At 60.9% G+C, this 21081-nt stretch carries 24 protein-coding genes and 1 pseudogene; 9 read left to right on the top strand and 16 right to left on the bottom strand.

What is annotated here, in order from left to right; all coding sequences use genetic code 11:
* Positions 1-2: 2 nt before the first annotated feature.
* The 4 genes from ACM5SV_RS25330 to ACM5SV_RS25315 all read right to left on the bottom strand — a co-directional run bounded on the left by ACM5SV_RS25330 (position 3) and on the right by ACM5SV_RS25315 (position 4008).
* Positions 3-839 (bottom strand): ABC transporter permease subunit, encoded by an 837-nt coding sequence (locus ACM5SV_RS25330; protein WP_419425442.1) that lies wholly within the window; start codon positions 837-839, stop codon positions 3-5.
* Positions 840-925: 86 nt separating this feature from the next.
* The gene (gene ssuD, locus ACM5SV_RS25325) at positions 926-2113 is read right to left on the bottom strand and encodes an FMNH2-dependent alkanesulfonate monooxygenase (protein WP_128438411.1); all 1188 of its coding nucleotides are present in this window, start codon (positions 2111-2113) and stop codon (positions 926-928) included.
* A gap of 360 nt (positions 2114-2473) precedes the next feature.
* Positions 2474-3439 (bottom strand): aliphatic sulfonate ABC transporter substrate-binding protein, encoded by a 966-nt coding sequence (locus ACM5SV_RS25320; protein WP_222014909.1) that lies wholly within the window; start codon positions 3437-3439, stop codon positions 2474-2476.
* Between the two features lie 200 nt (positions 3440-3639).
* Positions 3640-4008, bottom strand: coding sequence for a hypothetical protein (locus tag ACM5SV_RS25315; RefSeq protein WP_419425441.1), 369 nt, complete (start codon positions 4006-4008; stop codon positions 3640-3642).
* 164 nt (positions 4009-4172) lie between these two features.
* Between ACM5SV_RS25315 and ACM5SV_RS25310 the strand changes: the two genes are divergently transcribed.
* Together ACM5SV_RS25310 and ACM5SV_RS25305 are read left to right on the top strand one after the other, a co-directional pair.
* A complete protein-coding gene (locus ACM5SV_RS25310; protein WP_012757782.1) occupies positions 4173-5042 on the top strand; it encodes an NAD(P)-dependent oxidoreductase in 870 nt (289 codons plus the stop codon).
* Positions 5039-5722 carry a DNA alkylation repair protein gene (locus ACM5SV_RS25305; protein WP_222014918.1) on the top strand — a complete coding sequence of 228 codons (684 nt, stop codon included), beginning with the start codon at positions 5039-5041 and terminating at the stop codon, positions 5720-5722. Before ACM5SV_RS25310 ends, ACM5SV_RS25305 begins: the two co-directional genes overlap by 4 nt.
* A 297-nt stretch (positions 5723-6019) precedes the next feature.
* Here the strand turns inward: ACM5SV_RS25305 and ACM5SV_RS25300 are convergent, their stop codons facing one another.
* Positions 6020-6916 (bottom strand): LysR substrate-binding domain-containing protein, encoded by an 897-nt coding sequence (locus ACM5SV_RS25300; RefSeq protein ID WP_017994334.1) that lies wholly within the window; start codon positions 6914-6916, stop codon positions 6020-6022.
* A gap of 25 nt (positions 6917-6941) precedes the next feature.
* Between ACM5SV_RS25300 and ACM5SV_RS25295 the strand changes: the two genes are divergently transcribed.
* Entirely contained in the window at positions 6942-7295 is a 354-nt protein-coding gene (locus ACM5SV_RS25295; RefSeq protein WP_128408013.1) for a hypothetical protein, read from the top strand.
* Between the two features lie 72 nt (positions 7296-7367).
* Here the strand turns inward: ACM5SV_RS25295 and ACM5SV_RS25290 are convergent, their stop codons facing one another.
* The 4 genes from ACM5SV_RS25290 to ACM5SV_RS25275 all read right to left on the bottom strand — a co-directional run bounded on the left by ACM5SV_RS25290 (position 7368) and on the right by ACM5SV_RS25275 (position 10851).
* A complete protein-coding gene (locus tag ACM5SV_RS25290) occupies positions 7368-8390 on the bottom strand; it encodes a porin (RefSeq protein ID WP_012757785.1) in 1023 nt (340 codons plus the stop codon).
* Positions 8391-9098: 708 nt separating this feature from the next.
* Positions 9099-9587, bottom strand: a complete 489-nt coding sequence (locus ACM5SV_RS25285) for an Lrp/AsnC family transcriptional regulator (protein ID WP_003540387.1) — start codon at positions 9585-9587, stop codon at positions 9099-9101.
* Between the two features lie 69 nt (positions 9588-9656).
* Positions 9657-10289 (bottom strand): uracil-DNA glycosylase family protein, encoded by a 633-nt coding sequence (locus ACM5SV_RS25280; RefSeq protein WP_222014919.1) that lies wholly within the window; start codon positions 10287-10289, stop codon positions 9657-9659.
* A gap of 4 nt (positions 10290-10293) precedes the next feature.
* A complete protein-coding gene (locus ACM5SV_RS25275; RefSeq protein ID WP_222014921.1) occupies positions 10294-10851 on the bottom strand; it encodes a thermonuclease family protein in 558 nt (185 codons plus the stop codon).
* Between the two features lie 106 nt (positions 10852-10957).
* Between ACM5SV_RS25275 and ACM5SV_RS25270 the strand changes: the two genes are divergently transcribed.
* Entirely contained in the window at positions 10958-12493 is a 1536-nt protein-coding gene (locus tag ACM5SV_RS25270) for a sensor histidine kinase (RefSeq protein WP_222014922.1), read from the top strand.
* Position 12494: 1 nt separating this feature from the next.
* Here ACM5SV_RS25270 and ACM5SV_RS25265 read toward each other — a convergent pair whose 3' ends face one another.
* Entirely contained in the window at positions 12495-12878 is a 384-nt protein-coding gene (locus ACM5SV_RS25265) for a diacylglycerol kinase (protein ID WP_222014923.1), read from the bottom strand.
* 126 nt (positions 12879-13004) lie between these two features.
* Entirely contained in the window at positions 13005-14021 is a 1017-nt protein-coding gene (cobT, locus tag ACM5SV_RS25260) for a nicotinate-nucleotide--dimethylbenzimidazole phosphoribosyltransferase (protein WP_017994336.1), read from the bottom strand.
* Between the two features lie 156 nt (positions 14022-14177).
* Between cobT and ACM5SV_RS25255 the strand changes: the two genes are divergently transcribed.
* The 5 genes from ACM5SV_RS25255 (at position 14178) to ACM5SV_RS25235 (ending at position 17622) form a co-directional block, all read left to right on the top strand.
* The gene (locus tag ACM5SV_RS25255) at positions 14178-14960 is read left to right on the top strand and encodes an adenosylcobinamide-GDP ribazoletransferase (protein WP_113545809.1); all 783 of its coding nucleotides are present in this window, start codon (positions 14178-14180) and stop codon (positions 14958-14960) included.
* An 18-nt stretch (positions 14961-14978) separates the two neighbouring features.
* Complete coding sequence (locus tag ACM5SV_RS25250; protein WP_113545810.1) at positions 14979-15197, top strand: DUF1289 domain-containing protein; 219 nt, start codon at positions 14979-14981, stop codon at positions 15195-15197.
* The gene (locus tag ACM5SV_RS25245; protein ID WP_138329175.1) at positions 15194-15895 is read left to right on the top strand and encodes a TIGR02281 family clan AA aspartic protease; all 702 of its coding nucleotides are present in this window, start codon (positions 15194-15196) and stop codon (positions 15893-15895) included. The genes ACM5SV_RS25250 and ACM5SV_RS25245 overlap by 4 nt, the downstream gene beginning before the upstream one ends.
* Positions 15896-16160: 265 nt before the next feature.
* The gene (locus ACM5SV_RS25240) at positions 16161-16598 is read left to right on the top strand and encodes an EamA family transporter (RefSeq protein WP_113545812.1); all 438 of its coding nucleotides are present in this window, start codon (positions 16161-16163) and stop codon (positions 16596-16598) included.
* 100 nt (positions 16599-16698) lie between these two features.
* Positions 16699-17622 carry a LysR family transcriptional regulator gene (locus tag ACM5SV_RS25235; RefSeq protein ID WP_222014924.1) on the top strand — a complete coding sequence of 308 codons (924 nt, stop codon included), beginning with the start codon at positions 16699-16701 and terminating at the stop codon, positions 17620-17622.
* Here the strand turns inward: ACM5SV_RS25235 and ACM5SV_RS25230 are convergent.
* From ACM5SV_RS25230 to ACM5SV_RS25210, 5 genes and pseudogenes are all read right to left on the bottom strand, one after another.
* Positions 17585-18322, bottom strand: a complete 738-nt coding sequence (locus tag ACM5SV_RS25230) for an SDR family oxidoreductase (protein ID WP_222014925.1) — start codon at positions 18320-18322, stop codon at positions 17585-17587. The two genes, ACM5SV_RS25235 and ACM5SV_RS25230, sit on opposite strands and share 38 nt — an antisense overlap.
* 113 nt (positions 18323-18435) lie before the next feature.
* Positions 18436-18610, bottom strand: a pseudogene (locus ACM5SV_RS25225) (sugar ABC transporter permease); the annotation flags it as partial.
* A 112-nt stretch (positions 18611-18722) separates the two neighbouring features.
* Positions 18723-19148 (bottom strand): hypothetical protein, encoded by a 426-nt coding sequence (locus tag ACM5SV_RS25220; protein ID WP_222014926.1) that lies wholly within the window; start codon positions 19146-19148, stop codon positions 18723-18725.
* A 76-nt stretch (positions 19149-19224) separates the two neighbouring features.
* The gene (locus ACM5SV_RS25215; protein ID WP_012757797.1) at positions 19225-19986 is read right to left on the bottom strand and encodes an ABC transporter permease; all 762 of its coding nucleotides are present in this window, start codon (positions 19984-19986) and stop codon (positions 19225-19227) included.
* Complete coding sequence (locus ACM5SV_RS25210; protein ID WP_017994342.1) at positions 19983-20909, bottom strand: ABC transporter ATP-binding protein; 927 nt, start codon at positions 20907-20909, stop codon at positions 19983-19985. Before ACM5SV_RS25210 ends, ACM5SV_RS25215 begins: the two co-directional genes overlap by 4 nt.
* Positions 20910-21081: the final 172 nt, after the last annotated feature.

Here is a 21081-nt window from a genome sequence, read left to right as displayed (position 1 = left end):
TCCTATTTCTGATAGACCGAGTTCCAGGCGAGCAGCCGCCTCTCCAGAACCCGGGCGATGACATCGGCAAGCTTGCCGAGCACGGCATAGATGACAAGGGCGAGCACGACGACGTCAGTCATCATGAATTCGCGGGCATTGTTGGCCATGTGGCCGATGCCTGACGATGCGGCGATCGATTCCGATACGATCAGCGTCAGCCACATGATGCCGAGCGCATATCTGAGACCGACGAAGATCGACGGCAGCGCGCCTGGAAAAATCACCTTGCGGAAGAGCGTCCAGTTGCCCATGCCATAGACCTTGCCCATTTCGATCAGGTCGCGATCGACATTGCGCACCCCGTGATAGGTGTTGAGATAAACGGGGAAGAGCACGCCGAGCGAGGTGAGAAACAGCTTCGATTCCTCGCCGATTCCGAACCACAGGATGACAAGCGGGATCATCGCCAGATGCGGAATGGTGCGCAGCATCTGCAGCGTCGTATCGGTCAACTGCTCGGAAATGCGCGATACGCCATTGGCAATGCCGAGCAGGAAGCCGATCGAACCGCCGACGAGAAGGCCGGCAAAGGCGCGGCCGGCGCTCACCAGCACGTCATTCGGCAACTGGCCGGAAACCGTCGTCGACCAGAAGGCAAGGCCGACATCGGCCGGCGACGGCATGATGCGCGATGAGATCCAGCCGGCCGAGGAGGCAAGCTGCCACAACGCCACGATCGCCACCGGCACCAGATAGGGGGTTAGCTTGTCCAGGCCGGGCAGCGGCAGGCGCAAACCCGCCTTCCCGGCCTTTTCGGAAGCGACCGACCGTACGAACGGAGTATCGAAAGTCGACATGCATTGTCCTCGCGCTTATCGGGAGCAGGATGCCGCAAGCCGTAAGCGGCTTGCGGCGGTGTCAAGCTCTACGTCTTCGTTCGAGATCAGGAACCGGAGACGACTTTCAGATTGCCGCCATGGCTGCCGCCTGCGAAGACCTGCTTGCGGCCGAACTCGTTGTTGAAGCCCAGACGCTGCTGCTCGCGGGTGATGCCGAGTTCGGGGAAAAGCAACTCGGCGACGCGATAGGCCTCTTCGAGATGCGGATAGCCGGAGCCGATAACCGTATCGATGCCGATCTCCTGATATTCGCGAAGGCGCGCGGCCACCGTCTTCGGCGATCCCACAAGCGCCGTGCCCGCACCGGCGCGCACCAAGCCGACGCCGGCCCAGAGGTTCGGCGAGACTTCGAGCTTGTCGCGGCGCCCGCCATGAAGGGCAGCCATTCGCTTCTGGCCGACCGAGTCGGACTCGTGGACGAAGCGCTCCTGCGCCTCGCGGATCGTATCGTCGTCGAGATGGCGGATCAGTCGCTCGGCCGCCTCCCATGCTTCATCATCGGTTTCGCGCACGATGAAGTGCAGACGAATGCCGAAGCTCACCTCGCGGCCGCGTTCGCCGGCAGCCTTGCGCACCTTGGTGACCTTCTCGGCAACCTGTGCCGGCGGCTCGCCCCAGGTCAGGTACTTGTCGACACGGCCGACGGAGAAATCGATGCCGGCATCCGACGAGCCGCCGAAATAGAGCGGCGGGCGCGGGTTCTGCACCGAGGGAAAGCCGAGGCGCGCATTGGTCGCCTTGATGTATTTGCCGTCGAAGCTTGCCGTTCCCTTTTCCAGCAATTCCTCGAAGATGGTGAAGAACTCTTCGGCATGGGCATAGCGCTCGTCATGCTCGAGATGGATGCCATCGCCGGCTAGCTCCGCCGGGCTACCGCCGACGACGATGTTGAGCAGCAGGCGGCCGTTGGAGATGCGGTCGAGCGTCGTCGCAAGACGCGCGTAATAGGCAGGCGATGCGGTGCCGGGACGGATCGCCACCAGGAACTGCAGCTTCTCGGTTTTGGCGGCAAGGGCTGCCGCCGTCACGAAGGATTCTTCGCAGGCAACCCCGGTCGGCAGCAGCACGCCGGAATAGCCGAGCCGGTCGACGGCCTGAGCGATCTGCGTGAGATAGCCGATCTCGGGCGCGCGGTTGAGATCAGAGGAGCCGAGATAGGTGCCGTCGCCCGATGTCGGGATGAACCAGAGGAAATTGATGGGCTCGGATGTGCCTGTATGGGAGGTGGTCATTGGAAGACGGTCCTTTAGCTGCGGAATTCGAAAATCAACTCGCGTGGTCGAGATAGCTCTCTGTCTGCCTTGCGTAGCGCCGCCGCCGCACAGATGCTTGGGAGGATCGTAGTGGGCGGGGCGGCAAGAAGGCCGGCTGTCTGTCTATGCGCGAGCATCTGAAATATCCCTGTCGATCGGATGGCAGCAGGCAGATGCCTTTCGGTGTCCGCTCGATCGCGAGGATAGTGACATAGACTATCAATTAGATCGACAATATCAATTTGCTATTCTAATCCGTTTTGGAGAATATTTTTCCGGTTCAGCGGCATGGAGGCCCTCTCCATGCCGCCTCGCGGAAATCTTGGCTCGGCCGGAAAATCAGCTCGCCTTGGGACGCCAGACGATATCGCCGGTCACGAGCTTCTTCGGCAGGATGCCGAGCCCGTAGAACTCGTCTGCGAGTGCTTGCTGATAGGCGGCGGCGGCATCGGTGATGGTCGAGACGCTGCCGAGATCGGCGCCCTTGCGTGTCAATGTCACGCGCGTCACGTCAGCCGGCACACCGGTAATTTCGGAAAGCTCCTTCACCGTTTCGTCGAGATTGCTCTGTGCCGACTTACCGACCTTGGCAAGCTCATCGATCACGTCGACGATCACTTGCCCATTAGCATCGGTAAAATCGCGATTGGCGAGGAAGAAACTGTAGGAGTCGACGATGCCTTCAGCGGTCGTGATGATACGAGTCTCCGGATCAGCTTCGGCAATCGCCAGATATGGATCCCAGATCGACCAGGCGTCGATACTGCCATTCTTGAAAGCGGCGGCAGCATCCGGCGGCGAAAGGTCGAGCTGCTCGACATCTTCGGGCTTCAGGCCTGCCTTGCGCAGAACCTTGACCGTTACATTATGCGCGCTGGAGCCGCGCTTGAAAGCGACCTTTTTTCCCTTGAGGTCTTCAAGTGTCTTGATCGACGAATCCTTGCGCACGAGGATGGCCGAGGCTGCCGGGCAACCCTTGTAGAGACCGACATAATAGAGCTGCCCGCCGGCCGCCTGGGCAAAGAGCGGCGGTACATCGCCGGTCGCGCCGAAATCGAGAGCGCCTGCGCCTAACGCTTCGAGAAGCGGCGGGCCGGAGGTGAATTCCGACCAGCTGACGGTAATGCCGTGATCGGCAAGCCGCTTTTCAAGTGCTCTGCGACGCTTGGCGAGCGCCAGCACGCCGTTCTTCTGCCAGCCGATACGGAACTCGCTGGCGGCAGCGCGTGCCGGCCTGACAGCCGGCAGGATTGCCGTGGCCGCAGCTGCTGCGAAAAGCCCGAGCGTTTGTCGACGTGAAATCATGACTTTCCCCTTTTTTTATGGTGTCGGGCCTGTCTTTCGGCTGGTCGACCCCGTCAGTGGTGAATTCCATGATGATGAAATCTATAATTTATATCGACAATTTTATTTGCAAGTTTCCGCCTTTGCTGAAATTTTGCAGCTCGGAAATCGCCCTTGAGCGGATTTTTTTTCGCGCGCCATATGCTGCCTACCATCCCGGCTCACTCCCGACCTTCCGCGGCCAGCCGCTCCCAGATGAAGGTGGGGCCACCTGTGAGACGCTTCGCAAGCAGACTTGCGGGATCGACCATGCGCCAATAGGGCGTAACCGTCGACACCGGCTCGCCCTTCTCCAGTGCCCCGAAGGATAGCTCGGCGATCGCACGCAAATGCCGCTGCATGGTCACCGGGCAACAGGCGTCTGCCCCGTATTGAGCAGCGAGACGGCGACGGAGAAGGCCGACGTCGGTGAGGACACCTTCCGGTGCCGATCGAATTTGCTCTGCGACCATCTGCTGCGATGGAATAAGCATCGCCTGCATTCCGCTGCGGCCTTTGCGCCGCGGCTTGATCGTCGGAATTTCGCTCATGTCACCTCCCGGAAACATAATGCCCTGTCGCTAATCTAGGGCTCGGCCGAACGGCGGCCAGCCTCATATGCGCCAATCGGAGGGAAGTCCGTCTTCACGGGCTTTTCTGCTCCCGCCGTTTCGGTTAATCCTCGGGCCTGCACTTCAGGAAAAGGATAGGACATATGGCAAAAGTCGCGTTCATCGGTCTCGGCGTCATGGGGTTTCCCATGGCGGGCCATCTGAAGACGAAAGGCGGCCACGATGTCACCGTCTATAACCGCACGCCGGCAAAAGCCGCCGCCTGGGCCGAGAAATTTTCGGGCCACGCCGCTCCCACTCCGGCCAAGGCAGCCACTGGAGCCGATTTCGTCTTCGTCTGCGTCGGCAATGACGAAGATCTCCGCTCGGTGACATTGGGTGAAAACGGCGCCCTGCACGGCATGAAGCCGGGTTCGGTGCTGATCGACAACACCACCGCCAGCGCTGAGATCGCCCGCGAACTTCATGCCGCGGCAAAGGAAAAAGGTGTCGATTTCATCGATGCGCCCGTCTCCGGCGGCCAGGCCGGCGCCGAAAACGGTGTCCTGACCGTCATGTGCGGCGGCGACGAGGCCGTCTTCGAACGCGCCAGGCCTGTCATCGACGCCTATGCCCGCATGGTTGGCCTGATGGGGCCGGCAGGCTCGGGCCAGCTGACCAAGATGGTCAACCAGATCTGCATCGCCGGCCTCGTCCAGGGACTTGCCGAAGCGCTGCATTTCGGCAAGCGCGCCGGCCTGGATATTGAAAAGGTCGTCGAGGTGATTTCCAAGGGTGCGGCCGGTTCCTGGCAGATGGAAAACCGCCACAAGACCATGAACGCAGGCAAATATGACTTCGGCTTTGCGGTCGACTGGATGCGCAAGGATCTCGGCATCGTGCTCACCGAAGCCCGCCGCAATGGCGCCAAGCTACCGGTCACCGCCGTCGTCGACCAGTTCTACGGCGACGTGCAGGCAATGGGCGGCAATCGCTGGGACACATCCTCGCTGCTTGCCCGCCTCGAAAAATGATCGACCCCTCCTCCGATGCGGCCGAACTGATCGCGCATCTCGAAACCCTGCGTTCGGAGGAGAATGTCGCCGCCATGGCGCGCTTCGGCATCGTTACCGATCACGCCCTCGGTATCTCCAATCCCGATATCAGGGCGGTCGCCAGACTGGCGAAGAAGGATCACCTCAGGGCAATGCAGCTCTGGCGAAGCGATATCCGCGAAGCCCGCCTGCTTGCCCTCTACACAGCCGAGCCGAAGCGGTTGACGTCTGAAGAAGCCCGAAATTGGGCCGCTGATTTCAACTCCTGGGAGATCGTCGATTGCGCCGCCGATCTCTTCGTTGAAGCCCGGCTGGATGAACTCATCTCAGACTTCGCCGCCGACGAGCGTGAATTTATCAGGCGCACCGCCTTCGCCATGATTGCCGGTGCCGCCGTCCATCGGAAAACGGAGTCCGACGCGACCCTCCTTGCCTGGATGCCGCTGATCGCGGCCCATGCCTGCGACCCGCGAAACTTCATTCGCAAGGCGGTGAATTGGGCGCTGCGCAGCATCGGCAAGCGCAATCTCGCCTGCCATGCACCGGCGCTGGCACTTGCAAAGATCCTGGCGGAAAGCCCTGATAAAACCGCCCGCTGGATCGGCAAGGATGCCGCCAGGGAACTGGCCGGCGAAAAGCTCTTGGCACGGTTGAGATAAGGCGGGATGCCGGCTCGAATAACTAGAGCCTTTCCGGGTTAGATTGAAGCATTCTGTTGGCTCAAACGGAGTCGGATGGTTGGCCGGCCGGCGCGCGTCGTAGCCAAGCTCTACGGCCAAGCCGGCCGGTCGATCAGCCGGCCCGTTTCAGCCAACCCGAAGGGCCGGGCATCTTTCCGCCAGGACAAAGGCGATCGGCTCGGACGTACCCTGGGGTATGCCCGTGGCCAATCGCCTTTGCCCTGACGAAAACCTGCTCCGGCAGAATGCTTCAATCTAACCCGGAAAGGCTCTAAATCAATGCTGCCTGGATTTTTCGACCAGGAAATCGATCAGGACCCGCACCGCCGGCGGCATGCCCTTCGCTGTCGTGAAGACGATGTAGAACTGGCTCTCCTCCGACTGCCATTCCGGCAGCACCCGCACCAGCTTGCCGGCCTGGAGATCGGCCTCGCAGGCACTTTCGAGCAAAAGCCCGAAGCCGAGGCCGGCACGGGCTGCGTCGAGGATGGCGGTCATACTGCGGCAGGTGAGCCGCGGCTGATGCCGAATCACCTGCTTGGCGTCATTCGGACCGACCAGTTCCCAGGTGTGGAACGACACCCATGACGTCATCGCCAGCGTCGGCAGGTCCGCGAGTTCGTCCACACAATGCAAGTTGCCGGTACGTTCGACGAGCGACGGACTTGCGACCAGGATACGCCTGATACGGTCGAGCTTACGCATCGTCAGGCTCGTCTGCGTCTCCGGCTCGTTGGTCGCCCTCACCTCGAGGTCGATCCGTTCGTTGATGAGATCGGCGCGCCGCTCGGAGCCGATGATCTGCAGCTTGATCTTCGGATAACGTTCCAGGAATTCGGGCAGAATCCCCCCGACCGATATGTCGACGAGACCGAGCGGGCAGCCCATACGCACCACACCTTGCGGGTCGGACTGAGCCTCGCTGACGATCGATTTGGCGCGATCGGCCTCCTGCAGGATGGTCTGGCATCTTTCGTAGAAAGCCTGGCCGATCTCAGTCACCCGGAAGTGGCGAGTCGAGCGTTCTATGAGCCTTGCGCCAAGCCCTTCCTCAAGCCGGCTGACCCGCCTGCTGAGCTTCGAACGTGGTATTTTTAGATCGCGACTTGCAGAAGCGAAACCGCCGCTGGAGACGACAGCGGCGAAATAATAGTAGTCGTTGAGATCGTCCATAAGAACAAGCTATCCGAGAGTAGGAATGAATGCCGGCCCCCAGCAAGGGTTGTATCCTCTCTCCCAAAAAGCTGTGATCACATTGTCGGCATTGGATTTTCTTTTCGCGACCTATTGCGGCAAAGCCAGCCGACGCCGCATAGGCAGACAGACCAACAGCCGTCCGCACGATAATTCTATCGGTGGATCCAGCTCGTTTGAAAGATTGAAAAACGGAGTGCCTCGAGAGGCGAGGCTGGCAGATGCCGACGTGCGATACGCAACGTACCTGTTGGGTTCACCTCAAAAGGCGATTCTGAAAAACGGCATTGAAGACGGCGCTTCAAAAACGCTGCAAGGACGGTCCGGCAGGGAAGACCGGACCCGTCCCCGTAGCTGATCGGAGGTCACTCGGATCAGAAACTGATTTAAGTGCTCCCGGTCCGAAGACCGGGAGCATCCACTAAGTGGATTAGAACGAACGCTGCAGACGGAAGTAGCCCGTCGTGGAGTCGTCACCATCATCCGGATCGAGGTACTGAACCGAAGCCTTGGCGTAGAAGTTGTCGACGATCTGGTAATCAACCGTCAGACCGACCTTCCAGGCATCGCCGAGACCGTCGAAGTCATCCGGAACGGCCTTGTCGCCGCCGAAGTAGTTGCCGTAGTACTGAACGGCCGGCGTGATCTTCAGCTTGTCAGTTGCCTTGATTGCGTATTCGGCAGCAACAGCCCATTCAGCCGAAGAGTAGTAGGAGTTCGGGCCGGAAGAGTATACGCCGGCGAGGCCGAGCGTACCGGGACCGATGTCAACCGTGCCCATTGCACGGACAGCACCGTCTTCGTTGTCGACGTCATAGCCACCGGTGATCTGGTAGCTGAACGCACCGGCAGTGCCACCAACGCCGAAGGCAACGCCAACGTTGTTGGCTTCTTCGTCGGCCTTGTAGACGCCGTCTTCCAGTTCGTCGACGCTGAGGCCAGCGTAGAAGGTGCCGCTTTCATACTGATAACGGATGGAGTTGTGCAGCGTTACAACCGAGCCGATGTCGTCGGTTTCGCCGGAGAGACCATCGTCCCACCAGCTGTAGAACAGACCGGCGCGGAAGCCCGCGACGTCGAGGTAAGCGGAGTCGAGAATGGCGTCCTGATCGGTGGCGTTGTCAGCATTGAACTGCATGACGATGACGCCGGTCAGCGGACCATACTCGGTGTCGCTCTTGGCCGTGAACTGAACCTGACCGCGGGTGACAGCATCCCAGTCCGAATCGCCGCCGACATCTTCGCCAACGTTAACCTGGAAACGGATGTAGCCTTCGATCTTGAGGCAGGTTTCGGTGCCCGGGATGTAGAAGTAGCCGGTGCCGTAAGCGTCGCAGACGCGAACATATTCAACCGGTTCCGGCTCAGCAGCAACAATAGCGTCAGCTGCAAGAACCGGCGTCGATGCAGCAAATGCTGCTGCTGATGCAAGCAAAACCATTCTGATGTTCATTTACCAATCCATTCCTTTGTCGATCGGGGCTGGCTTCAGATCGGGTAGTCGATTTGAAGCCGGCCCAGTTTGAACAGCCATCTCGGCGTGCGGATCGATCGAACCGCCAAACCGTCATCACATACAAGGACCTATCAAGCAATTCTCGATACACGCCAGGTGGGCTCCTTCGAGCAACTTTCCCCGGTGACGTGATTTTTATACAACAACTTCAAATATTTAGGCGAAAAACACGACAAACGGCTCCGCGACGGAAATCCTCCATCGCAAGCCGCAAAACGCTACACCCCATCTGTCAAATTCTCCACCGCTCGACCCCCGTCGAACATACTGGTGAAGCGCATAAACTCTACCGCCGGCTAACAAGCACAAACAAGGCAGCGGTTTAGAACATGGTGTTCTGAATTCGATACCAATGAGACGAAATTATGACATATCGCCCCGTGGTTTCATCAACCATAACCCCGGAATCCTTACCAGGCTATTCACTTTTCCAGGAATTTGGGTCGATTTGAGCGTTTTTTTGCTATTTTTGAGGCCTTTTTTTTGCAATCGCCGACCGCACTGGCCAAAACTTGGTTTTGCGGAACCGGCGTTCCCGCTTGCGGCCAGAACACACCCAATAGGTATATCCCCGGTCAGACTCACGCGTGGTCCCAGTCTTCGGATTTGGCATTATCGCGTGCGGTCATGACCGCACGCTTGACCTCAATCCTCGTTGGATTTGGCATTGTCGAGAATCATGTAGTCGAGCGGCAGCTGCGTCGAATACTTGATCTGCTCCATCGCAAAGGCGGAGGAAACGTCGCGAATCTCAATCTTGGCGATCATCCGCTTATAAAAAGCGTCATAGGCGGCAATATCAGGCACGACGACTCGCAGGAGATAATCGACATCGCCGCTCATCCGGTAGAATTCGACCACTTCGGGGAATTCGGCGACCACCTCGGAAAAGCGGCGCAGCCATTCAATCGAATGGGTGGCGGTGCGAATCGACACGAAGACGGTGACCTTGGTGTTGACCTTCTCCGGATCAAGGATGGCGACTCGGCGCTTGATGACGCCGTCTTCTTCCATTTTCTGGATGCGCCGCCAGCATGGCGTCGTCGAAAGCCCCACTTTCTTGGCGAGATCGGCAACGGCAAGCGTCGAATCTTCTTGCAGAAGACGCAGTATTTTTCGGTCGAGGCGGTCCATGCGCACAACAGTCCTTTCGAATTATTTTCTTTGTATAACTCGATTCCGTGCAACTAAAAGAATTTTGTTTCAGGAAAGCAGCATTTTCGTCCGTTCCTGCAAGACCGGGAGCAATTCTTCCTCGAACCAGGGATTGCGCTTCAGCCAGCCGCTGTTGCGCCAGCTCGGGTGCGGCAGCGGCAGCACCGCCGGCGATCGGTTGGACAGAAAACAGTCACGCCATGCCCGCACCGTCTCGGTCATATTGTCCCGCCTTTCACCGGCCATATGCCAGGCCTGCGCATATTGGCCGATGACCAGCACCAGTTCGATCTGCGGCATGGCCGAGATCACTCTTTGCCGCCAGAACGGTGCGCATTCACGTCGCGGCGGCAGATCCGCGCCCTTGTCATCATAGCCGGGAAAGCAGAAGCCCATCGGCACGATGGCGAATCGGTCGCGGTCATAGAAGCTTGCCCTGTCAACGCCGAGCCATGATCGCAGCCGGTCGCCCGATGCATCGTCGAACGGCAGGCCGCTCTCATGCACCCGAAGCCCGGGCGCCTGCCCGGCGATCAGGATGCGCGCGCTCGATGAGATCACCGCCACCGGCCGCGGCTCGTGCGGCAGCCGGTATTCGAGGCCTTTTCCCGGTGCGTCGCGACAGATGCGACAGCAGGCGATCTCCCGCCGTAGCGTCTCCAGCATGGCTTCGTCGCTCATGGTTTTACTCCCACCCGACGATCTGCCCGATGAAGCGCAGGGCGCCATCGAAGCCGGAACTCTGGCGCGCATGATCGCGCACATCGCGCGGCCGCTCGAAAGTTCCGGCCCAGAGACCGGTCTTCTCAGCCTTCGCCTCGGCCTCCTCCTTGCCATAATCGCCATAGGAGATGGCCATGCCCCGGCGCACCATGGCGGCATTGATGTCGCCGCCCGCCCCGCTCCGGCAGACGACGAGCAGCCTGTCGTAGCGGTCACGCCGGCTGCCCTGACAAAGCGTTCCCGATGTGAGCACCATCTCCTGCAGCGCCGCGCGCGCCGCGCGCCCGCAGGCCCAGGCCTTCCCCGCCCGCTCGCAGCTCTGGTTGAGCTCCGGTGCATCGATGCCTTCGAGGCGCAACCGTTCGTCTCCCAATGCCAGACTGTCGCCGTCGGCAGCATGAAAGACGCCGGCATGATTGATTTTTGCTGCATCGTTGAATTTGGCGGCGATCAGCGCCACGAGCGCCAGCAGGGCAAAAGCAGTCACGCCGTCGCGAATCAGGCGCAGGCCCCGTGTCACGCTTTCGCCTCCTTAAAAAACAAATCCTTGGCAAAGATGGCAAACATCTTCTTAAGAATTGCCGGTTAAGCTCTTATCCACCCTGGGATGAAGTTTCAACGTGCACATGAGTACCGGCGTAAGCACATCGACCGACAAGATCATCGTCGACAGGTCGCGCAGCCACCGCAACAAGGCCGTTTCCAAGGCCGTGCGGCAGACGCGCGAACGTCTTCAGTCCGGTCATGCGTCAAATTCCTCCTTCGATCGTGACGTGCTCAACATGTATGTGGCATCGGTGCTGCAGAGCGCGACGATCATGCCGCTCTTCGTCGTCATCATCACCGCGCTTGGCGTCTATTTCACCCAGAACACCCAATTGCTCTTCTGGGCGCTGCTGACGCTCATCTGTCATGCCGGCAATATCCTGCTGGCCCGCCGCGCCCGCCGGCAGGAAATTACCTCCGAGAGCGCCCGCAAATGGCGCCGCCTGCTGCTCTCCGGCCAGTTCCTGCTCGGCTGCTGCTGGGCCGTCTTCGCGCTGCAGGGCTGCGACACCTGCGAGCCATCGAGTTTCATTCTTTATAAGGGCGCGACGCTACTGATCGCGCTCTCCGTCACGGCGATGTCGAACTTCATGCTGACGCCCGCCGTGCTCGCCGCCTTCTCGCCGGCCGTCCTGGCGCTCGCCGCCAAGAGCGGCCTGTCGCGCGACCTGCTCGAAATCAGCCTGACGGTGGCCTTCACCACCACCCTTGTCTTCTTCAATTATATCAGCGACCGGCTCTTCAAGTCGAACCTCAGGATCCTTTCCTACCAGTCGGAGAAGGACGACCTGATCGCTGAGCTGGAAGTGGCGAAATCGATGTCGGACGAGGCTCGCCGCCGCGCCGAAGAGGCAAACCTCGCCAAGTCCCGTTTCCTTGCCTCCATGTCGCACGAACTTCGAACCCCGCTCAACGCCATCCTCGGCTTTTCCGAGGTGATGTCGGCAGAAGTCATGGGGCCGCTCGCCAATCCGACCTACAAGGAATATGCCGGCGATATCCACCGCTCCGGCCAGCATCTGCTCGATCTCATCAACGAGATCCTCGACCTGTCGCGCATCGAGGCCGGCAAATACGAGCTGAGCGAGGAGGCGATTTCGCTTCTCGATATCACCGAAGATTGCATCGGCATGGTCCAGCTGCGCGCCCGCGCCAAGAACATTGCCATTTCGGACCAGTTCGAGCGGCAGCTGCCGGCCATCTGGGCCGACGAGAAGTCGATGCGCCAGGTGGTGCTCAACCTTCTCTCCAATGCGGTCAAGTTCACGCCGCAGGGCGGCGAGATCCACGTTAAGGTCGGCTGGACAGCTGGCGGCGGCCAGTACATCTCGATCAAGGACAACGGCCCCGGCATTCCGGAAGAAGAGATTCCCGTCGTCCTGTCGGCCTTTGGCCAGGGCTCGATCGCCATCAAGAGCGCCGAACAGGGTACCGGCCTCGGCCTGCCGATCGTCCAGGCGATCCTTGCCAAACATGATGGGCAGTTCCTGCTGAAATCGAAACTGCGCGAGGGCACCGAAGTCATCGCCATCCTGCCTGCCAAGCGCGTGCTCCAGAGCCTGCCGGCCGTCGAAGAGGCTCACGCCGTTGCGCGCAAGCGCAAGAGTTTTGCCTGATTCAGCTAAAGAACAGCTGCTTGCCGAGGACGAAGCCGAGATAGAGGCAGCAGGCGGCGATCATGCAGGTCACCGCGAAGGAGCCGAGATCCTTGGCATGTTTGCCAACGATCGAAATCTCCGGCGAAATCCGGTCGATCACCTCTTCGACAGCGGTATTCATCGCCTCCATCGAAAAGAGCCCGAGAAACAGAAGCACGGCGACGACGATCTCGCCGATACTAGCACCGACGAGCGCCAGCGCCGCGATCGAAACGACGAAGAAACCGAGTTCCTGGCGGAAGGCTGCCTCTTTCAGCACCCGCAGGAAACCCGCCCAGGAATAGCTGGCGGCGGCGATGAAATGCCGAAGTCCGGTCTCTTTCGTCACCGCAGGCTTCATCAAGATGCCCTTCCTCTTCCTGTTGCATCAAACCGGGGAGCCTCCCCATCAATGAGCGAATACGCAAATACCGAATCCATTTGGGCGGCGCAAGCGAACGCGCGCGGATCGACGGCGCCCACTGCGGCCTTAATGCTTATTCGACACACCCGCCTGGGCGAAGGTCGCCATGCCGGAATGACAGGCGGCGGCCGCCTTGACGATACCGGCGGCAAGTGCGGCACCGGTGCCTTCGCCGAGCCGCATGCCAAGCGCCAGAAGCGGCGTCTTGCCGAGCATCTCGATTGCGCGAAGATGTCCGGGCTCGCCGGAGACATGGCCGATCAGGCAATGATCGAGCGCGGACGGATTGGCGGCCTTCAGGATCGCCGCCGCGGCGGTCGCGACATAACCGTCGATCAGCACCGGAATGCGCTCCATGCGGGCCGCAAGAATGGCGCCGGCCATCGCAGCGATCTCGCGGCCGCCGAGCCGGCGCATGATCTCCAGCGGATCGTCGAGATGGTCGCCATGCAGCGCCACCGCCTTTTCCACTGCCGCGATCTTGCGCTCCAGCATCTCGCCTTCCGAACCGGTGCCGGGTCCCACCCAGTCGCGCGCCGAACCGCCGTAAAGCGCATAGTTGATCGCCGCCGCAATCGTCGTATTGCCGATGCCCATCTCGCCGATGCAGAGCAGGTCGGTGCCGCCGGCGATCGCCTCCATGCCGAAGGCCATGGTCGCGGCGCAATCGCGCTCGGAAAGTGCTGCCTCCTCGGTGATGTCGCCGGTGGGATAATCGAGCGCCAGATCGAAGACTTTCAATCCGAGATCATAGGCGACACAGATCTGGTTGATTGCAGCACCGCCGGCTGCAAAATTCTCGACCATCTGTTGCGTCACCGTTGGCGGAAAGGGCGTGATACCTTGTCTGGTGACGCCGTGATTGCCGGCAAAGATCGCCACCAGCGGCCGGTTGACGGCAGGCGTGCGGCCCGTCCAGGCGGCAAGCCAGAAGGCGATCTCCTCGAGCCGTCCGAGCGCACCCGGCGGCTTGGTCAGCTGCGCGTCACGTTCGCGCGCGGCCACCAGCGCGCGGGCGTCCGGCCCCGGCAGGTCGCGGAGCAGGGTACGGAAATCGTCGAACGGCAGGCCTGAAACGCTCATCTGTGCGGTTTTCCTATAAATCCGGGTATTCTTGTTTTTTCCCCGCAAATCAGCTTCTTTGCGGATGGCAACTCTCTTAAAGCGGGCGGACGAGGCGAACAACTCCAAAAGCGCAGCCGCGACCATAAGCCGAGACCTCCGGCAGAACGAAACAGAATGAAGATCAAGGACTATGCGGTCGATACCGCCCGCGCCGTCGCCTTCCTCAGCCGCATTCCCATGCGGCAATCGCTGTTCAAGGGCTATGACGGCATGCTCGGCCCGCTGGTGCGCTCCTTTCCCTTTGCCGGCATCGTCATCGGCTTCATCCCCGCACTCGCCCTCTTCCTCCTTTTGGGGCTGCGCGCCGATCCGCTGATGGCAGCCCTGATCGCGCTTTCCGTCCAGGTCCTCGTCACCGGCGCGCTGCACGAGGACGGTCTGGCCGATACGGCCGACGGCATCGGCGGCGGCAAGAGCCGCGAACAGAGCCTGCTCATCATGAAGGACAGCCGGATCGGCACCTATGGCGCGATAGCCCTGATCCTCTCCTTCGCGATCCGCGCAGCCGCACTTGCCGCCATCGCCCGCCATTCCGCGCCGCTGGCTGCAGCCCTCGCCATTCCCGCCGTCGCGGCTCTCAGCCGTGGCGCCATTGCCTGGCACTGGCAGCGGTTGGCACCGGCAAAGGCCGACGGCGTAGCCGCCTCGACCGGCCAACCGGACGAGGCGGCGATGCAGTTTGCGCTCGCCTCAGCCGGCCTCGTCGCAGCGCTTCTGATCTGGCCGGCATTCGGCCTGCGGCCGCTGGTCGCAAGCCTGCTCGCCACCGGCATCGCAGGGTTTGCCTTCACCGCCTTCATCCGCCGCAAGCTCGCCGGCCACACCGGCGATACGCTGGGCGCCACGCAGCAAATTTGCGAGATCGCCACTCTTTGCGCCCTTGCCACGGCCCTTTGAAACTCCGATATATCCTCCATGCAAACACCCTGCATTCACGTCTGCTCGCTGGAACCCGCCACCGGATTTTGCGCCGGATGCGGCCGGACTCTTCGGGAAATCGGCAGTTGGATGAGTTATTCCGACACCGAGCGAAGACGGATCATGGCGCTGCTGCCGGCAAGGCTCGCAGGCGCCGCCACGCTGTCGAACCATATGAAAACGAGCCTCGCCGGTGAGTCGGAGCGGCCTTTATGATCCGTTTGACCGTCTTCCTCGTCGTGATCGGCATCGGCCTTGCCGTGCTGATCGTCAACAATGACAGCAGCCGCATCCTTGGCCTGCAGAGCGATGACTTCGGCCGCGTCGTCTATCTGCTGCCGATCGCGCTGATGCTGTCGGCCGGCATCTGGGCGAGCCGGCGCAGCGTCGGCGAAACGATGCGCCAGATGATGATCTGGCTGGTCATCATCCTGGCGCTCGTGACCGTCTACCTCTATCGCCAAGAAGCGCTCGGCGTCGGCAACAGGCTGCTCGCCGGCCTCGTTCCCGGCCGCGCCGTCGTCGTCACCACAAGCGAGGGCGGTCAGGAGATCATCCTGCACAAGCTGCTGAACGGCCATTTCCAAGCCGATGTCGCGGTCAACGGCCAGACGATCGAGATGCTCGTCGATACCGGCGCCAGCATGGTGGCGCTGTCGCGCGAAGATGCCGAACGGATCGGCATCGACCTCTCCCGCCTCACCTATTCCATGACTGTCATGACAGCCAACGGCCGCGGCCGCGCAGCACCCGTCACCCTCGACCAGGTGGCGATCGGCCCGATCGTCCGCAACAATGTCGCAGCCAGCGTCTCCGAGGACGGCCGGCTCGACCAGAGCCTTCTCGGCATGAGCTTCCTGGAAACGCTGGGCTCGCTGCAGATGCAGACCGACGAACTCCGCATGCGCGACTAATTGCGGCTCCACCGCTTTACGGCGACGACCGGATCTGGCAGCTTGAGCGCAAGAACAACAAGACCACAGAGACCAAAAAGAAACTCCTGCCGCATAATCCCTTAAATCGGAATCGATTTAAGGAATTTTGCAACAATTCAAAGTGCTGCAGCGTCCTTTGCGCATCTGAAAAGACGCGCGGCGCTGTAGTCTGGTGGCACCGCATGTTCGACCGGCCTTTGCCCAATGCGAGGCCTTGACCCATGGGTGCGATAGGAGTTTCGCAATGAATTCCCTCTGGCCGATCGTCATCGGCGGCATTCTGCCTGCCATTTTCTGGGGCATCACCGCCATCTTCCAGAAGCAGAGTGCGACCGCCGCCACCGGCTCCGCCGTCTATCTGATCGCCTTCGGCTCTGCCTGCGCGCTCGCCGGCGTGATCGCCGCACTGATCTGGCGCCCTGCCCCCTGGACCGCCGAGGGCCTTGGCTTTGCCGCCACATCAGGCGCTTGCTTTGCCGTCGGTACCGGCCTCATCAGCTTTACGCTCTTCACCTACGGCGTCCCCGTCTCGAAACTCGCCCCAATCTGGAGCTGCAACGTGCTGGTGACACTGGCAATCGGCGCCGTCTTTCTCGGCGAAGCCTCCGAGCTCGACATAATGAAGCTCGTCGCCGGCACCCTCCTCATCATCTCGGGCGCCCTTCTCGTCAGCAGCGCTTGACGGGAACTGGTGCGCCGCCACATGCTCCTGCGTTGCAGCGCCTTCTGCTTTGTTGATATCCTGCGTCCAGGCGCCTCTGCGCGCCGTACCGGAGCTCGACATGAACCCACGACAATTGAAGACATTCCTTGCGGTGATCCGGCACGAAAATCTCACACGCGCCGCTGCCGAGGTCAATCTCGCTCAGTCAAGTCTCAGCGACCAGATACAGGCGCTGGAAGAGGAACTGGGCGCAGAACTCTTCCTCCGCTCCCGGCAGGGCGTCGTCCCGACAGCGGCAGCTTCGGTCCTCAAGGCCTACGCCGAAGAGATACTGGCGCTGAACGACGAAGCAAAGGCCGCCGTCAGCGCCGCAGCCGGCAGTGCGGAGCAGTCCGTCACCTTGGGCACGCTCGAAACCATCGCCACCGAAAGACTGGCGCCGTGGCTGTCACTCTTTCGCGGGAAGAACCCAGACGTCGGCCTCAAGCTCAAGGTCGGCGGCAGCGGCGAATTACCTGCGCAATTGCAGCAGGGCTCGATCGACGTCGCCTTCACCTTCGATCGCGGGCAGCAGGATGAGCGCTTCTTGACGCGCCGCATCTGCAGCGAACCGCTGGTGCTGATTGCCGGCGGCGATTCACAAGCCCGACCACCGGTGAGCCTCGCGGCACTGAGCACCGCCCCCTTCGTCGCCACCGAAACCGGCTGCGTCTACCGTCACCTGTTCGACACTGCCTTTGCCGAAGCGCAGATTGCAGCACCATCAATCGTCACCGAAGCCGACAGCATCGCGACGATCATCCGGCTCGTCGCATCCGGCACCGGTTATGGCCTCGTGCCGCGCCTTGCGGTCGGCCCGGCCGCAACACGGGGCGACGTCGTCGAACTGCCATGGCCGGGCAATCCACCTGCCGCTTCACTGGTGATGATGTGGCGGCGCAGGCGCGTGCAGCCGCCGGCGCTTACCCTCCTGCTGCAATCGGCAAGCGAAGAACTCTCGCCGCTCAGACCAGCCGATGCCCGCCTTCGACATGCAGGATAGTGCCTGTCGTGAAGCCGTTGCCAATCAGGAAGCGGATCGCATCGGCAATATCATCGGGCCGTCCAACGCGTCCGGCCGGCAGGCGCTGTGCCATCGCATCAAGCGTTGCCTGCTTGGCCTCGCCCGCAACGAAGCTCCAGATCGGCGTATCCACCCATCCGGGCGACACCGCGTTGATCCGGATCGGCGCCAGCTCGATCGCCAGCGCCCTGACCAGGCCTTCGAGCGCCGCATTGACGGCTGCGACCACCGATCCACGCGCCGCCGGCCGGTAGGCCGCGATACCTGACGTATAGGTGATCGATCCTGACGGCGGCAAATGGGCGGCACCATATTTCGCCAGCAGCAGTGGCCCGTAGAACTTGCTCGCGACCACCCTTTGCGCCGCCGCAAGCTCGATCGAAGGCAGCAACTGATAGGCGCCTTCGATATCGGCCGCCGTGCTGACGATGTGATCGACCGGCCCACTATTGCGGAACAGCGCCGCGACCTCTTCCTCGCGCGATATATCGACGGCAACCGTCGCCAATCCAGGATGCTCGCCGAGATCGCGGCGAGCCGCCATGAGCTTACCTTCGCTGCGTCCTGCGATCGTCACCGCCGCCCCTTCCCCGAGCAACCGCGCCGCAAGCGCCAGCCCCATTCCGGAACTGCCGCCAACAATAATGATCCTCGCGCCTTCGATCCTGATATCCGTCATCTGCCATCTCCTTCTCGGCTGATGCAGCAGATGCCTCGGATCAGAGCGAAAGAAAAACGGAAGAAACCGATGGCGTCATCGGGTTTTCCGATGGCGCGTGTTCGGGTGATTGATCAGTTCCGCAGCCGGTAGTCGGTCTTGAAGATCCAGGCGAGCGTTCCCAGGCAGATCACCAGTAACACCGTGATCATCGCCAGGCTGATCGCCGGGTTGACGTCGGCGATCCCGTAAAAACTCCAGCGGAAGCCGCTGAAGATAGGGCACCGGGTTGAAGTGGCTGGCGGCACGACTCGGCGAAGCCTCCGAGCTCGACATAATGAAGCTCGTCGCCGGCACCCTCCTCATCATCTCGGGCGCCCTTCTCGTCAGCAGCGCCTGACGGAAAACTGGCGCAATGCGCTCAGTACGAGATGAGGACTTCACCGATCCTCGGGCGTTGCCTTGCAACCAGCAGAGTCGTGACACCAGAGTCAGCCTCACCGGACAAAATATCGACGGTAGCACGCCGACCGAAGAACTCGATCCGTGATCGCAAATTCCGGAAGGAACAAGAATTGGGTGAGCAATAGATGCTCAATTCACCATGCGCCTCTGAGCCCGAAAACACTGTAATTGCAAGATCAATGCCGAGATCGTCATGCTTGGCGAGACTGCATGTGTCGTCGGGAAGGCATGACACCTCGGCAGAGAAAGGCTCCTTTCCCTCGACCACCACAGCAAAGGTAACCTTGACGGGATGGGCGGCCTCCTGCGATGGGCCTTGCTGCGGTGCTATGTAATAGATGGATGCGATTGCGAGGCATCCAAGCACATTGCTGCTGACCATCAGATTGCCCCATGACCGATGACCTCTTGCTGAGCAATCTTTCATGTTGAAATTGCGGCACTTCCTGAGGGCCGGATCAGTTGCGCAGCCGGTAACCGGTCTTGAAGATCCAGGCGAGTGTTCCCAGGCAGATCACCAGAAACATCGTGATCATCGCCAGGCTGATCGCCGGATTGACATCGGCGATCCCGTAAAAACTCCAGCGGAAGCCGCTGACGAGATAGAGCACCGGGTTGAGGTGGCTGACCGCCTGCCAGAAGGGCGGCAGCATGCTGACCGAATAGAAGCTGCCGCCGAGAAAGGTCAGCGGCGGCACGACCAGCATGGGAATGAGGTTCAGCTGTTCGAAATTGCCGGCCCAGATGCCGATCATGAAGCCGAACAGGCTGAAGGTAATCGCCGTCAGCAGGAAGAACAGGATCATCATGAAGGGATGCTCGATCCTGACGTCGACGAAGAGATTGGCAGTCAGGAGAATGATGAAGCCGATCAGCATCCCCTTGGTCGCCGCCGCCCCGACATAACCGAGCAGGATCTCCGTCATCGCCACCGGCGCGGAAAGTACCTCGTAGATCGTGCCGGTGAATTTCGGGAAATAGATGCCGAAGGAGCCGTTGCTGATGCACTGGCCCAGCAGCGTCAGCATGATCAGGCCGGGTGTGATGAAGGCGCCGTAGGACACGCCCTCCACCTCCTGAATGCGTGATCCCACAGCGGCGCCGAAGACGATGAAATAGAGCGAGGTCGAGATGACAGGCGAGATGACGCTCTGCAGCAGCGTGCGGCGCGTGCGCGCCATCTCGAAGAAATAGATCGATTTGACGGCCTCGATGTTCATTTTTCCGCTCCCACCAGCGCCACGAAGATGTCCTCGAGCGAGCTTTGCCGCGTCGAGAGATCCTTGAAATGGATATTGTTCTCACCGAGCCGGGTCAGCAGGGCCGCGATGCTTTCCTGTTCGTTGCCAGCGTCGAAATCATAAGTCAGCCGGTTGCCGTCTGCTTCCAGCGTCAGCCCATTGCCGGCAAAACAATCCGGCAGGCGGCTGAGCGGTTCGGTGAGATCGAGGATGAGTTGCTTGCGGCCGAGCTTGGCCATCAGCGCCGCCTTGTCCTCGACGAGCAGCAACTTGCCGCCATTGATGACGCCGACACGGTCAGCGATTTCCTCGGCCTCTTCGATATAGTGGGTAGTCAGAATGATGGTGACGCCGGAGGCCCGAAGCTCTTCAACGACATGCCACATGTCCTTGCGCAACGTCACGTCGACGCCGGCGGTCGGCTCGTCGAGGAAAAGAATTTCCGGCTCATGGGAAAGCGCCTTGGCGATCAGCACCCGCCGCTTCATGCCGCCGGAGAGCTGGCGCAGCATATTGTCCTTCTTGTCCCACAACGAGAGCGCGCGCAGCACCTTCTCGATATGGGCAGGATTGGCCTTCTTGCCGTGCAGTCCACGCGAAAAGCTCACCGTATTGAACACCGTCTCGAACTGATCGGTGGTCAGTTCCTGCGGCACCAGCCCGATCATCCCGCGGGTGGCGCGGAAATCCTTCACGACGTCGTGGCCAGCAACCAGCACCCGGCCGCGGCTCGGATTGGCGATGCCGCAGATGATCGAGATCAGCGTCGTCTTGCCCGCACCGTTCGGCCCGAGCAGCGCCAGGATCTCGCCCTTCTCAACGTCGAGATTGATGCCTTTCAGGGCCTCGAACCCATTGCCGTAGGTCTTGGTGAGGTTCTGAACGGAAATGATGGGGGTCATGCAGGACTCTTGTGGATTCTCGAGGTCTTTCGGCCCGCTATATAGTTCCTTCATGACGCTTTGACATCCTTGGGAACGTGAACACTGCATTCGCTCCAGGCCAACACACAGTTGGCCTGCTGGCGCAAGCGGCCCTCTGGCGCAGGCGAAGTAGCCGGCATCGGGTCTTTGC

The organism is Rhizobium sp. CRRU65, assembly GCF_048551595.1.
In the GTDB taxonomy this organism is placed as follows: domain Bacteria; phylum Pseudomonadota; class Alphaproteobacteria; order Rhizobiales; family Rhizobiaceae; genus Rhizobium; species Rhizobium leguminosarum_J.
Note: the sequence above shows the minus strand (reverse complement) of the source record. Positions and strands in the feature narration are given on the sequence as shown.